Source organism: Streptomyces sparsogenes, from assembly GCF_001704635.1.
GTDB classification, from domain to species: Bacteria; Actinomycetota; Actinomycetes; order Streptomycetales; family Streptomycetaceae; genus Streptomyces; species Streptomyces sparsogenes.
In genome coordinates, this window is record NZ_MAXF01000037.1 from 19,095 (window position 1) to 31,871 (window position 12,777).

Below are 12,777 nucleotides of genomic sequence, written 5' to 3' on the forward strand. Positions count from 1 at the left end.
CCACCCCCCTCAGACTCGAGCCGCGATCAGGTTCTGTTGACGACCGCCGACTGGGGGCGGATCGGCAGCCTGTTGACCGGGCGCCCGGTGGCCGAGCGGACCGCGGCGGCCACCGCCGCCGGCGTGGTGACGACCGGCACCGCGCTGGCGGCCTTGGCACCGAAGGGGGCGACCACGTCGCGCTCCTCGACGAGTTTGACGATGCGGATGTCGGGAACGTCCACGGCGGTCGGCAGGGTGTAGCCGGTGAGGTTCGGGTGGCGGATCACCCCGCGGGAGGTGCGCAGGTTCTCGGTGAGGGCCGCGCCGATGCCCTGGGCGACGCCCGCCTCGATCCGGGCGGCGAGCTGGCGGGGGTTGAGCACCCGGCCCACGTCCTGGGCGACCGTCATGTCCACCACGCGCACCGCGCCGATCTCGATGTCGACGTCGACCACCGCGCGTACGGCGCAGAAGGCGAGGCCGACGAAGGCGTCGCCCTGGCCGGTCTCGTCCAGCGGCTCGGTGGGGTGCGGGCGGCACTGCGCGGTGGCCCACAGCTCCTTGCCCTCCAGCGCCTCGTCGACGGTCGTGGAGAGCACCCCGTCATACGAGGTGATCTTTCCGTCGGCGATGGTCAGCAGCTCGGTGGACATGCCGAACTTGTGCGCGAGCGGCTGGAGCAGCTGGGTGCGGACCATCTTCGCGGCCCGCTCGACCGCGCCGCCCGACACCCAGGTGTGGCGGCCGCGCGCGGCGGGGCCGGCCGGGGGCTGGTCGGTGTCGACCGGGGCGACGTGCACCTCCTCGATGCCGAGGACCTCCTGCACGATCTGGCGGGCCAGGGTGGTGAAGCCCTGGCCGGTCTCGACGGCCGCGCAGATGACGGTGGCCACCGAGCCGGTGACCTTGACCGTGGCCGTGGACACCTCGTCGGCCCCCTCGGCGCCCAGCATGTGCACCATGCCCAGCGCGTAGCCGACGCCGCGCCGCACCGCGCCCGGCTCGCCCGCGCCCTCGGGGCCGCCGGGCAGCAGCCACTCCTCCTCGGGGTCGTCCTCGGGGAGCGGGGGCAGCGGGGCGTCCCGTACGGCGCGCAGCAGTTCGGCGACGGGGGCGGGGCAGGTGACGGTCTGGCCGGTGGGCAGCAGATCGCCGGTCGCCATGGCGTTGCGCAGCCGGATCTCGGCCGGGTCGATGCCCAGCTTGGCCGCGAGCTTGTCCATCTGGCCCTCGTACGCGGCGCACACCTGCATGGCGCCCTCGCCGCGGACATGGCCGGAGGGCGGATTGTTGGTGCGCACCGCCCAGCCCTCGATGAACGCGTGCGGCACCACGTACGGGCCGCAGGCGAAGGACACCGCGGCGGCCAGCGCGTCCGCGGAGGAGTCGGCGTACGCGCCCGCGTCCAGCAGGATCTGGGCCTCGACCTTCACCAGCTTGCCCTCGGCGTCGGCGTGGTGGCGGTAGCGCAGCAGGGTCGGGTGGCGGTGGGCGTGGCCGAGGAAGGACTCCTCGCGGGTCGCGGCGAGCTTGACGGGGTGACCGGTGCGCAGCGCCAGCAGGCCCAGCGGCAGCTGCATGCCGGGGTCCTCGCGCTCGCCCATGGCGCCGGGCACGCCGGTGACCACGACCTTGACCCGCTCCGGCTCCAGGCCGAAGCAGGCGGCGGCCAGATCGCGGTCGGCGTGGGGGTCGGTGGAGGCCGTGTAGATCTCCACGCCGCCGTCGGGGCGCGGGACCGCCAGACCGGCCTCGGCGCCGATGGGCGCCGGGTCCTGACGGCCGATCCGGTACAGGCCCTCGACGATGACCTCGCCGACCACGTCCGGGTCGCCGAAGCGCAGCGGGATGTGGCGCACCAGATTGCCGTCGGGGTGCAGCGGCTCGGCGGCGAACGCCTGCTCGGGGTCGGTGACCGGCTCCAGCACCTCGTATTCGACGGCGATGGCCGCGGCGGCCAGCCGGGCGGTGTCGGGGTGGTCGGCAGCGACCGCGGCGATCGGCTCGCCGTGGTGGCGCACCACGTCCTTGGCGAAGACCGGGCGGTCGGCGACCCGGCGGCCGTGCGCGGCGTCGCCCGGGACGTCGGCGTGCGTCACCACGGCCCGGACGCCCGGCATCCGGGCGGCGGCCGCGGTGTCGATCGAGACGATACGGGCGTGCGGGTGCGGGGAGCGCAGCACCGCGGCCCACAGCAGCCCCTCGGCCCACAGGTCGGCCGCGTACGGGAAGGTGCCGGAGGTCTTGGCGACGGCGTCGGCGGGCTCCAGCGACACGCCGAGGCCGATGGTCGGCGGCTCCTTGGGCGTGAGGGGGACTCCGGCGGCGGGGGTGGCGGTGGCGGCGCCGGTGCCGTCCGCGATTCCAGTCATGCCGTCGCCCTCCCGCTGCCCGTGCCGCTGCCGTCGAAGCCGCCGTTGCCACCGGCGCCGTTGATGCCCGGCGGGCCGGCCTGGTGCGGGATGCGGGCGGCGGCTTCCTGCCCGTCGTGCTGCGCCGCCTCCTCCGCGTCGGCAGCGGCCGCCGCCTCCCTTTCCGTGACGACCTGGCGCACCGCGTCGACCACGCCGCGGTAGCCGGAGCAGCGGCACAGGTTCCCGCAGATCGCCTGGCGGGTCTCCAGGTCGCTCGGGGAGTGGTTGCCCTCCAGCAGGTCGTGCACGGTCATCGCCAGGCCCGGCACGCAGAACCCGCACTGCACCGCCCCGCAGGCGGCCAGCGCGCGCTGCACGTCCGACGGCTGCCCGTCCACAGCCAGGCCCTCGACCGTACGGACCTCGCAGCCCGCGGCGGTCGCGGCGGGCACCAGGCAGGAGGCGACCAGCCGCCCGTCGACCTGCACGGAACAGGCGCCGCACTCGCCCTGCGAGCAGCCGTCCTTGGCCCCGGCCAGGCCCAGGCGCTCGCGCAGCACGTACAGCAGCGACTCGCCGATCCAGGCGTCGGTGACGGGCCGGTCGGCGCCGTTGACGTGCAGGACGTACGAGGCGCTGGGGTGCTCGCCGTCGACCTGGAGGGCCGCGTCGGCGTCGTCCGGCTGGGGGTCCGCTGGGGCGTCTGTCGCCTCTGTCGTGTCTGTGGCTTCTGCGAGGGCTGGGGCCGCCGGGTCCGCCGCGGCTGCCGCGTCCGGTGTGTCGGCCGGTGCGGCGGGCTCGGCTGCTTCGGGGGCCGCCTCGGCGGCGGGTGGCTCGCCGCCGTCGGCGGGCGCGCCGTCACCGGCCGACGGGTCGGCGTCGGCGAGGGGCGCGCCCTGGCCGTCCAGCGCCAACTCGGCCGAATCCCCGGCCTGTGCGGGGCCCGCGGGTGCCTGGTGTGCCTCGGGAGCCTGGTGTGCCTCGGGAGCTTCTGCTGCCTCGACAGGTTCCAGTGCCTCAGGTACCTCGGGGGTCTCGGGGGCCTCGGGGGCCTCGTACGCTTCGGCCGCCTCCGCGGCCCCCGCCGCCTCAAGGGCATCAGGCGCCTCGGAGGGCGTGCCCTCGGCGGCGACGCCGTGCGGCGGGGTCGCGCCCCGGTCCTCGTGCGCGGAGCCCTCGTGCGCGGAGCCGTCGTCCACCGGGCCGTCGTAGCCGCCGTGTTCGTCGTAACCGTCGTCCACGAACCCGCCGCGGCCGCCCGTGGGCACCACTCCGTGCGGCGGGGTCCCCGCGCCCTCGTGGGCGTCGGCGCCGCCCTGGCCGCCGTGCGTCAACTCCTCGGGCCAGTCGTCCACCTCGTGGGCGCCGCCGGGCAGCCTCAGGCGGCGCCGGGCGGGGCCCCTGAGCGGCTGCGGGGCGGGGGCGGAGCGGAGGGCGTGGTCGCCGAGCGCGTACTCGCCGGAGTCCTCGGCGCCGTCGTCACCGGCCACCGGAAACGACCACTGGCCGGTCTGCCCGGTCTGGCCCCCCTGACCCACCTGGCCCTGCTGGGCGTGCGGCTGGGCGTGGCCGTGCGGGCCGGGCCCGCTCTGCTGCTCGTGCGTGCCGTCGGCGTAGGGCATCGCCCACTGCGCGGTGTCGTGCGCGCCGTACGGAGACGCCGCCGGGCCGGGGTGCTCGGCGACCGGGTATTCGCCGCTCTCCTCGACCCCGTGGTCGCCCACGGCGGGGGCGCCCCACTGGCCGCCGGGCGCCTCGGGCACCTGCCACTGGGCCGCGGCGGCCGGGTCGTTCACCGGATACGCGCCGGTCTCGTCGTAGCCGTCGTCGGCGGCGAAGGGGATCGACCACTGCCCGGCCTGACCAGGCTGGCCGGCCTGCCCCTGCCCGGCGGCGGGCAGGTCCCACCCCCCGTTCCCGTGCGGGTCGTGCGCGTGGTGCGGGGCGTGCGGGTCCTGGTGTCCCCCGTAGGCGTACTCGCCCGAGTCACCGCCCTGTCCGGGCTGCGCCCACTGCCCGGAGGCGTCCGCGCCGGCGTCCATCGGCAGCGACCAGTGCCCGGTCCCGGCGGGATCACCCGCCGGGGGGGTCGGCTGCCCGTGCGCGCCGGGGTCGTGCGCCGTCGGCTGCCACTGGCCGCCCTGCGAGGGCGCGCCGGGCACGCCCGTCATGGGCGGGGGCGTGTAGCCGGTGCCGGGGGCCGCGAGCGGGTCCCACCCGCCCGCGAGGGCGGCCGGGTCCTGGAGCGAGTGGTCGGGCGGCAGCTGCACGAAGCCGGTGGCCTCCGCGTCGTACTCGGGGCCGTGCGGCATCGGCTGCCACCCGCTCCCGGAATCCGGCCGGTGCGGCTGCTGTTCGTCACTCACGCGAGTGCCCTCCCCAATGCTCGGCGGGCCAGGGCTGCCACCGTACGCCTCAGATGGATCGCGGCGGGCGGCAGGGGCACCGGCTCGGAGCCGTCGGCGGGCGGAGCCGGGTCGGGAATGCAGGCGGCGGCGACGTACTCGCCGAAGGCGGCGGCCACCTGCGGGTCGAGGCGGCCCCGGTCGCCGTCCCAGTCGATGAGCGAGGCCACCCAGCGCTCGGCCTCCAGCGGGCGCAGCGGCATGGGCGCGACCGCGCCGACCGCGCAGCGCACCCCGCGCCGCGCCGGGTCGAGCACCACGGCGACCGAGGCCGTGGCCCGGCCCGGGCCGGTGCGGCCGGTGGCCTTCAGGAAGGCCTGGGGCGCGTGGAGGATCGGCACCCGTACGAACCCGACGAGTTCACCGGGCCGCAGCATCTCCACGCCGGCCAGCAGATGGCTGACCGGGATCTCACGGCGCGCGCCCTCGGGCCCGGCGATGATGACCGTGGCCTCCAGCGCGGCGAGCACCGGCAGCGCGTCGCCCGTGGGGGCGGCGGTGACGATGTTCCCGCCGAGCGTGCCCGCGTTGCGGATCTGCGGCGGCCCGGCCGCGCGGGCGGCGGCGGCCAGCGCCGGGATGAGCGCGGCGAAGTCGGGGCGGCCCATGCGGGCGTGGGTGAGTCCGGCGCCGAGCAGGGCGTGGCCGTCCAGGTAGCGCCAGCCCCGGATCTCGCTGATCCGGCCGAGACCGACGAGGGCGGCGGGCCGCAGCAGCCCGGAGTTGACGGCGGCCATCAGATCGGTGCCGCCCGCGACGGGCACGGCGGCGGGCATGGCGGCCAGCGCCGCCACGGCCTCGTCGAGCGTGCCCGGCAACGTCACCGTGTGCGCCGCCTGCGGTGCGTGCGTGGTCAACCCAGCTGCCCCTTCCCCGGTGTCCCGGCTGTTGCGCCGTACGGTACGTGCTGACAGCCCGGACGTGGCAACTCTGGCACATCTTCCGAGTCCGCCGTCGCGAGGGTCCGTCAAGCATGGATCCGTCCCCGACCAAGGGGATGGTACGGGTTTGGGACGACGTCTCCGCCAGGTGTGGATTGCCACGTTTCAGGGACCCTCGTACGACTTGGGGTTGCGCCGGGGACCCACGGTCCCAGGCGCATGCCGCCGGGGGGCGCACCTTCCGGTGTGCCTCACACGATCGGGGGCGACCCGTCGATCGGACGTCCGGATACGCCCGGGCGCCGCTGCCAGGGGCGCGGGCCGCCGGGAGGCCGGTACTCCACGCCGAGCGCGTCCAGGCGGGCGTAGTGGGCCGCCATGCGCTCCTGGAAGCCCTCGAAGTCACGTTCGGACGGGGGCGGGAGGGAGGACCAGACGGTCTCGGCGAAGGCGGCGAGGCGGGGGAAGGTCTGGTAGTCCACGCGCCGCCGGTCCTCCGTCAGCTCCGTCCACACGTTGGCCTGGGCGCCGAGCACGCGCTCCGCGTCGGCGCCGGTGAGCTGGGGCGGAACCGGCTCGAAGCGGTAGACGTCCTCCAGTGTGCGTACGTAGCCGATGGGGACCGGCTCGTCGTCGCCCGGCGCCTGGCGGTAGTCGAAGTACACGTGCTGCTTGGGGCACATGACGACGTCATGACCGGCCCGGGCGGCCGCGATGCCCCCCGCGTAGCCGCGCCAGGACTGGACGGCGGCGCCCTCGGGCAGGCCGGCTTCCGGGATGACGCCTTCCAGGATCTCGTCCCAGCCGATCAGGCGGCGGCCGCGCTCGGCGAGCCGGCGGCCGAAGTGCCCCAGCAGCCAGCCCTGAAGCTGGTCCACGCCGCCCAGGCCCAGCTCGCGGACGCGGTCCCGGGCGGTCGGGGAGGCCTGCCACTGCTCCCTGGGGCACTCGTCGCCGCCGAGGTGGACGAAGGTGCCGGGGAAGAGTTCCAGGACCTCCTCCAGGACGTTCTCGTAGAAGCGCAGCGTGGTGTCGGTGGGTGAGAGTACGTTCGGATTGATGCCCCAGGTGGTCCAGACTCCGAGGGAGGCGGTGTCGATGACGTCGGTGTTGCCCAGTTCCGGGTGCGCGGCGATGGCGGCCTGCGAGTGTCCGGGGAGGTCGATCTCCGGGACGACGGTGATGTGCCGCTCGGCGGCGTAGGCGACGATCTCGCGGATGTCGTCCTGGGTGTAGTAGCCGCCGTGCGGGCGCTCGTCCCACAGCGGCGAGTCGCGGGGGCCGACTTTGCTGCGCTCGCGCCAGGCGCCGACCTCGGTGAGCCTGGGGTAGCGGCGGATCTCCAGGCGCCAGCCCTGGTCGTCCGTCAGGTGCAGGTGGAGCACATTGAGCTTGTGCGCGGCCATGAGGTCGACGTAGGCGAGCAGATCGCCCTTGGGCATGAAGTGCCGGGCGACGTCCAGCATCAGACCGCGCCAGGCGAAGCGCGGGGCGTCCTCGATCACGCCGGCGGGCACCTCCCATCGCTCGCGGGGCGCGATCGGAGCCCGGCGGTGGGCCTCGGGCCCCAGCAGCTGACGGAGCGTCTGCGCGCCCCAGAAGACGCCGGCCGGGCCGCCGCCGTCGATCCGGACGGCGTGGCCGTCGACGGCGAGGCGGTAGCCCTCGGGGCCCAGCTTCCGCTCGATCTCGGGGTCGATCCGGAGGACGACGCCGCTGTCGTGGTCCTGGCCGGGCGCGAGCGGCAGGCCGGTGGCGGCGCCGACCGTGGCGCGCAGCCAGCGCGCGATGGGCTCGGTGCCCGGCCCCGCCGCCAGCGGGGTCGTGGCGTCCAGCAGGTGGCCGGCGCCGGACAGCGGCTCGTGCGCGCTGCTGGGCGCCGGGATCGGATCCGTCAGCTTCATGGCAAGTGCCTTCCCGGCGGGTGGCCTCGCGGCGAGCGAAGCCTCGTGGCGAGTGGGGCTTGGTGGCGAGTGGGGCCGCACGGCAGGGCTCGCCCCTGCCACTGCTTCACTGCCCCGAGCGCCCCCTGCTCAGCCGCCCGGCAACTCCCCGCCGAGATGCGGGCACACGTCCGGCCCGCGCCCCGGTCGAGGGGGCGCGGGCCGGACGTGCCGCGCGCGGGGCTCGTCTCCGGCGGTGCGCCGGAGGCGGAAGGCCTACTTCTTGCCGCCGTCCTTGTCCTTGTCGCCGCCGGCGCCCATGCCGTCGAAGATCTCCTTGCACATCGGGCAGACCGGGTACTTCTTCGGGTCGCGACCCGGGACCCAGACCTTGCCGCACAGGGCGACCACCGGCGATCCGGAGAGCGCGCTCTCCATGATCTTGTCCTTCTGTACGTAGTGGGCATAGCGCTCGTGGTCGCCGTCACCGTGCGACACCTGCGGTGTCGGCTCAACGAGGGTCCCCGTGCCTGCCCCGCGCTCGGGCTCAAGAGTGCTCATACAGCCCTAGGGTACTCAGGCTCCGGGCGAACGACGGCTCAGCGCCTCCCCGCGACGCCGGCCGCTGTTCGCCGCCGCGCGCCACCCGCCACCCACCGCTCCCAGTTGGGCGGCCGCCCCTAATTGAGCGAGGGATCGTCCGGATAGGTGGCGACCATCGCCAGTTCGCTGCGCTGGCGGCGCAGCACCGCCCGCCACAGCCGCTCCGGGGCGGGCGAGGAGACATCGCCCGGCTCGGACTCCACCACGTACCACGCGCCCTCGGACAGCTCGTCCTCCAGCTGACCCGGCCCCCATCCGGCGTAGCCCGCGAAGATCCGCAGCGAGCCGACGGCGGCGGCCAGCAGCTCGGGCGGCGCCTCCAGGTCGACCAGTCCGATCGCGCCGTGCACCCGGCGCCAGCCGAGCGGGCCGTCCTCGGTCACGGAGGAGGCTCTGCCGGCCTCGCCGGGGACCACGGCGACGCCCAGCGCGGAGTCCAGCGACACCGGGCCGCCCTGGAACACCACCCCCGGCTCGCCGGCCAGCGCGGCCCAGGACTCCAGGATGTCGCCGACCCCCACCGGGGTCGGGCGGTTGAGCACCACGCCCAGCGACCCCTCCTCGTCGTGGTCGAGGAGGAGCACCACCGCGCGGTCGAAGTTCGGGTCCGCCAGCGCCGGTGTCGCGACAAGCAGCCGTCCTGTGAGCGAGGACACCTCGGTCATGGACACATGATCCCGCATGTCGGCCCCGGAGGGGGAGTGGAAGACGAGTCCCGTATGAGAGCAGGTCGGGGCGTACGACAGCAGGCACGGCGCAGGTAACCGTCCGCTTTCCGCTCCGAACCGAACGTGTTGTGACACATCCATGTCGGTTCTGTGGGTACCTCGGGCATACGGAGGCGCTCTCCGCGGCCATTACTCTTGCCTTTTGGCCCCCGACCGTCCCAGGAACGCGAGACCAGATGACCCGCTCGAACGATGTCCTGCTCGTCCATGGCGGCACCCCGCTCGAAGGCGAGATCCGTGTCCGCGGCGCGAAGAACCTCGTGCCCAAGGCCATGGTCGCCGCGCTGCTCGGCAGCGGGCCGAGCCGGCTGCGCAACGTCCCCGACATCCGCGACGTGCGGGTGGTGCGCGGGCTGCTCCAGCTGCACGGCGTCACGGTACGCCCCGGTGACGAGGCCGGCGAGCTGGTGCTGGACCCGACCCACGTGGAGAGCGCCAACGTCGCCGACATCGACGCCCACGCGGGCTCCTCGCGCATCCCGATCCTGTTCTGCGGTCCGCTGCTGCACCGCCTCGGCCACGCCTTCATCCCCGGCCTGGGCGGCTGCGACATCGGCGGCCGGCCGATCGACTTCCACTTCGACGTGCTGCGGCAGTTCGGCGCCACGATCGAGAAGCGGGCGGACGGCCAGTACCTGGAGGCCCCGCACCGGCTGCGCGGCACCAAGATCCGCCTGCCGTACCCGTCGGTCGGCTCCACCGAGCAGGTGCTGCTGACGGCGGTGCTCGCCGAGGGTGTGACGGAACTCTCCAACGCGGCGGTCGAGCCGGAGATCGAGGACCTGATCTGCGTCCTGCAGAAAATGGGCGCGATCATCTCCATGGACACCGACCGGACGATCCGCATCACCGGCGTCGACAAGCTCGGCGGCTACAACCACCGCGCCCTGCCCGACCGCCTGGAGGCCGCCTCCTGGGCCAGCGCGGCGCTCGCGACCGAGGGCAGCATCTACGTGCGCGGCGCCAGCCAGCGCGAGATGATGACCTTCCTCAACACCTACCGCAAGGTCGGCGGCGCCTTCGACATCGACGACGAGGGCATACGGTTCTGGCACCCGGGCGGCAAGCTCAACGCGATCGCCCTGGAGACGGACGTCCACCCCGGCTTCCAGACCGACTGGCAGCAGCCCCTGGTCGTGGCCCTGACCCAGGCCTCCGGGCTGTCCATCGTCCACGAGACGGTGTACGAGTCGCGGCTGGGCTTCACCTCCGCGCTGAACCAGATGGGCGCGCACATCCAGCTCTACCGCGAGTGCCTGGGCGGCTCCGCCTGCCGCTTCGGCCAGCGGAACTTCCTGCACTCGGCGGTCGTGTCGGGCCCGACCAAGCTGCAGGGCGCGGACCTGGTCATCCCCGACCTGCGCGGCGGCTTCTCGTACCTCATCGCGGCCCTGGCGGCCCAGGGCACCTCCCGGGTCCACGGCATCGACCTGATCAACCGCGGCTATGAGAACTTCATGGACAAGCTGGTGGAGCTGGGCGCGAAGGTGGAGCTGCCGGGCGGCCAAGAGACCGTCTGAGCCCCGTCGCCGCCCCCGGCTGGGGGTCCGGGGGTTACCCCCCGGGTGAGCACAGCATGGACAAGCTGGTGGAGCTGGGCGCGAAGGTGGAGCTGCCGGGGGCCGGGGAGAAGGCCTGAGCGGCCGGGGAAAGGCCCTGAAGGCCGGGGAGAAGGCCCAAGGCCCCGGAAACGGCCTCAGAGGGCCGTAGGGACGCCGAAAGGGGCGGCCACCCTCCCAACGGGTGGCCGCCCCTTTCGCATGGGGTCTTACTTGCCCTTGGCGGCTTCCTTGAGCTTGGAGCCCGCGGAGACCTTCACGCTGTAGCCGGCCGGGATCTCGATCGGCTCACCGGTCTGCGGGTTGCGCGCGGTGCGAGCGGCACGGTGGGTGCGCTCGAAGGTGAGGAAGCCGGGGATGGTGACCTTCTCGTCGCCCTTCGCGACGACCTCTCCGGTCACCTCGGCGAGGGCGGCCAGAACGGCGTCGGCGTCCTTTCGGGTCACCTCGGCGCGCTCGGACAGAGCGGCCACCAGCTCACTGCGGTTCATTTTGTACTCCCGTGTTCATCTTGCCAGTAGGCGTGAGATCGAAGCCGATGCTGCCAGGGCCCTCGGACAGTCCCCGGACCCGGGTCTGCTGTTCAGACCCTCGCGCCCGGAACGCATCCTGCCCCCACCTGTGGCGGGAAAGCCAATCCGGGGCCCTGGTGAGTCGCACGGATAGCGCCGTGGCGGCCGTTTCTGCCGACACCCTAAGGGGGCCCGATCGGCTGAACGCCACCCGACGCGCCGTACGACGCGCCGAGCCCGGCCTAGACCGCCGTGGTACCGGTCACAGCCTTGGCGGCGGCCCGCACGGCCCCGGCGACCGCACCCGCGACCTTGTCGTTGAAGACACTCGGGATGATGTAGTTGGCGTTCAGCTCGTCGTCGTGGACGACGTCCGCCAGGGCACGGGCCGCGGCCAGCATCATGTCGTCGTTCACCGTACGCGACTGGGCGTCGAGCAGGCCGCGGAAGACGCCCGGGAAGACCAGCACGTTGTTGATCTGGTTCGGGAAGTCGGAGCGGCCGGTGGCGACCACGGCGGCGGTCTGGCGGGCGATCGCCGGGTCCACCTCGGGGTCGGGGTTGGCCAGCGCGAAGACGATCGCGTCGTCCGCCATGGCGGCCACGTCCTCGCCGGACAGGACGTTCGGGGCGGAGACGCCGATGAAGACGTCGGCGCCGCGCACGGCCTCCTTGAGCGTGCCGGTGACGCCCTCGGGGTTGGTGTTGTCGGCGATCCAGCGCAGCGCGGCCATGTCGCCGTTGCCGTTCGCGGCGGCCAGGTCCTCGCGCCCGGCGTGCACCACGCCGTGGATGTCCGCGACCACCGCGTGGCGCACGCCCGCGGCGATCAGCAGCTTGAGGATCGCGGTGCCGGCCGCGCCCGCGCCGGACATGACCACCCGCACGTCGCCGATCTTCTTGTTGACCACGCGCAGCGCGTTGGTGAGGGCGGCGAGCACGACGATCGCGGTGCCGTGCTGGTCGTCGTGGAAGACCGGGATGTCCAGCGCCTCGCGCAGCCGGGCCTCGATCTCGAAGCAGCGGGGGGCGGAGATGTCCTCCAGGTTGATCCCCGCGAAGCCGGGGGCGATGGCCTTGACGATCTCGACAATCGCATCGGTGTCCTGGGTGTCCAGGCACAGCGGCCAGGCGTCGATGCCGGCGAAGCGCTTGAACAGGGCCGCCTTGCCCTCCATGACGGGCAGCGCGGCCTTGGGGCCGATGTTGCCCAGGCCCAGCACCGCGGAGCCGTCGGTGACCACCGCGACGCTGTTGCGTTTGATGGTGAGGCGGCGGGCGTCCTCGGGGTTGTCGGCGATGGCCTGGCACACGCGGGCGACGCCCGGGGTGTAGACCATGGACAGGTCGTCGCGGTTGCGGATGGGGTGCTTCGACGACATCTCGATCTTGCCGCCGAGGTGCATCAGGAACGTACGGTCGGAGACCTTGCCGAGCGAGACGCCCTCGATGCCGCGCAGCTTCTCGACGATCTCGTCGGCGTGCGCGGTGGAGGTCGCGGCGATGGTGACGTCGATACGGAGCTTCTCGTGACCGGACGCGGTCACGTCGAGGCCGGTGACCGAGCCACCGGAGGACTCCACGGCCGTGGTGAGCTGGCTGACCGCCGTGCCGCTCGCGGGGACCTCCAGCCGGACCGTCATCGAGTACGAGACGCTGGGCGCCGTTGCCATGGCCGACTTCCTCTGCTTTCCCTTGTTTCAGGTTGTCCGGGGCCGCGGTAGTGGTTGCCGGGCCGCGTCCTCAGATAGTTGCACCTACCTTCCGGTACCTGGTAACCGGGCCCGAGTTTCGGAAATATTGTTCAGCAAACGAAAGAGGCCCGCGCCCTGAAGGCTGACGCGGACCTCTTCAACGGTCTAGGTGGCAC

9 protein-coding genes are annotated in these 12,777 nt (G+C 73.8%); 1 reads left to right on the forward strand and 8 read right to left on the reverse strand.

Annotated features, from left to right (window positions below; genetic code table 11):
• Positions 1–26: 26 nt before the first annotated feature.
• The 6 genes from BBH68_RS07900 to BBH68_RS07925 all read right to left on the reverse strand — a co-directional run bounded on the left by BBH68_RS07900 (position 27) and on the right by BBH68_RS07925 (position 8,773).
• A complete protein-coding gene (locus tag BBH68_RS07900; RefSeq protein WP_065960128.1) occupies positions 27–2,354 on the reverse strand; it encodes a xanthine dehydrogenase family protein molybdopterin-binding subunit in 2,328 nt (775 codons plus the stop codon).
• On the reverse strand, positions 2,351–4,702 hold the full coding sequence (locus BBH68_RS07905; protein ID WP_245737951.1) for a (2Fe-2S)-binding protein: 2,352 nt from the start codon (positions 4,700–4,702) through the stop codon (positions 2,351–2,353). The genes BBH68_RS07900 and BBH68_RS07905 overlap by 4 nt, the downstream gene beginning before the upstream one ends.
• Positions 4,699–5,598 carry an FAD binding domain-containing protein gene (locus BBH68_RS07910; protein ID WP_065960132.1) on the reverse strand — a complete coding sequence of 300 codons (900 nt, stop codon included), beginning with the start codon at positions 5,596–5,598 and terminating at the stop codon, positions 4,699–4,701. Before BBH68_RS07910 ends, BBH68_RS07905 begins: the two co-directional genes overlap by 4 nt.
• A 275-nt stretch (positions 5,599–5,873) precedes the next feature.
• Positions 5,874–7,526, reverse strand: a complete 1,653-nt coding sequence (locus BBH68_RS07915; RefSeq protein ID WP_065960134.1) for a beta-N-acetylhexosaminidase — start codon at positions 7,524–7,526, stop codon at positions 5,874–5,876.
• Between the two features lie 255 nt (positions 7,527–7,781).
• Entirely contained in the window at positions 7,782–8,066 is a 285-nt protein-coding gene (locus tag BBH68_RS07920) for a DUF3039 domain-containing protein (protein WP_076972165.1), read from the reverse strand.
• 119 nt (positions 8,067–8,185) lie between these two features.
• The gene (locus BBH68_RS07925) at positions 8,186–8,773 is read right to left on the reverse strand and encodes a YqgE/AlgH family protein (protein WP_065960137.1); all 588 of its coding nucleotides are present in this window, start codon (positions 8,771–8,773) and stop codon (positions 8,186–8,188) included.
• A 239-nt stretch (positions 8,774–9,012) separates the two neighbouring features.
• On the opposite strand from BBH68_RS07925, the gene murA reads away from it, so the two are divergent.
• Positions 9,013–10,356: a UDP-N-acetylglucosamine 1-carboxyvinyltransferase gene (gene murA, locus BBH68_RS07930; RefSeq protein ID WP_065960138.1), complete on the forward strand. Its 1,344-nt coding sequence runs from the start codon at positions 9,013–9,015 to the stop codon at positions 10,354–10,356.
• Between the two features lie 248 nt (positions 10,357–10,604).
• Here the strand turns inward: murA and BBH68_RS07935 are convergent, their stop codons facing one another.
• Both BBH68_RS07935 and BBH68_RS07940 read right to left on the reverse strand, forming a co-directional pair.
• On the reverse strand, positions 10,605–10,886 hold the full coding sequence (locus BBH68_RS07935; protein WP_009717479.1) for an HU family DNA-binding protein: 282 nt from the start codon (positions 10,884–10,886) through the stop codon (positions 10,605–10,607).
• Positions 10,887–11,149: 263 nt separating this feature from the next.
• Complete coding sequence (locus tag BBH68_RS07940) at positions 11,150–12,580, reverse strand: NAD-dependent malic enzyme (protein ID WP_065960140.1); 1,431 nt, start codon at positions 12,578–12,580, stop codon at positions 11,150–11,152.
• Positions 12,581–12,777: the final 197 nt, after the last annotated feature.

Coding starts and splice junctions, on each gene's coding strand:
- BBH68_RS07900 (WP_065960128.1), bottom strand. CDS start 2,354: ATGACTGGAATCGCGGACGGCACCGGCGCCGCCACCGCCACCCCCGCC.
- BBH68_RS07915 (WP_065960134.1), bottom strand. CDS start 7,526: ATGAAGCTGACGGATCCGATCCCGGCGCCCAGCAGCGCGCACGAGCCG.
- BBH68_RS07920 (WP_076972165.1), bottom strand. CDS start 8,066: ATGAGCACTCTTGAGCCCGAGCGCGGGGCAGGCACGGGGACCCTCGTT.
- BBH68_RS07925 (WP_065960137.1), bottom strand. CDS start 8,773: ATGACCGAGGTGTCCTCGCTCACAGGACGGCTGCTTGTCGCGACACCG.
- murA (WP_065960138.1), top strand. CDS start 9,013: ATGACCCGCTCGAACGATGTCCTGCTCGTCCATGGCGGCACCCCGCTC.
- BBH68_RS07935 (WP_009717479.1), bottom strand. CDS start 10,886: ATGAACCGCAGTGAGCTGGTGGCCGCTCTGTCCGAGCGCGCCGAGGTG.
- BBH68_RS07940 (WP_065960140.1), bottom strand. CDS start 12,580: ATGGCAACGGCGCCCAGCGTCTCGTACTCGATGACGGTCCGGCTGGAG.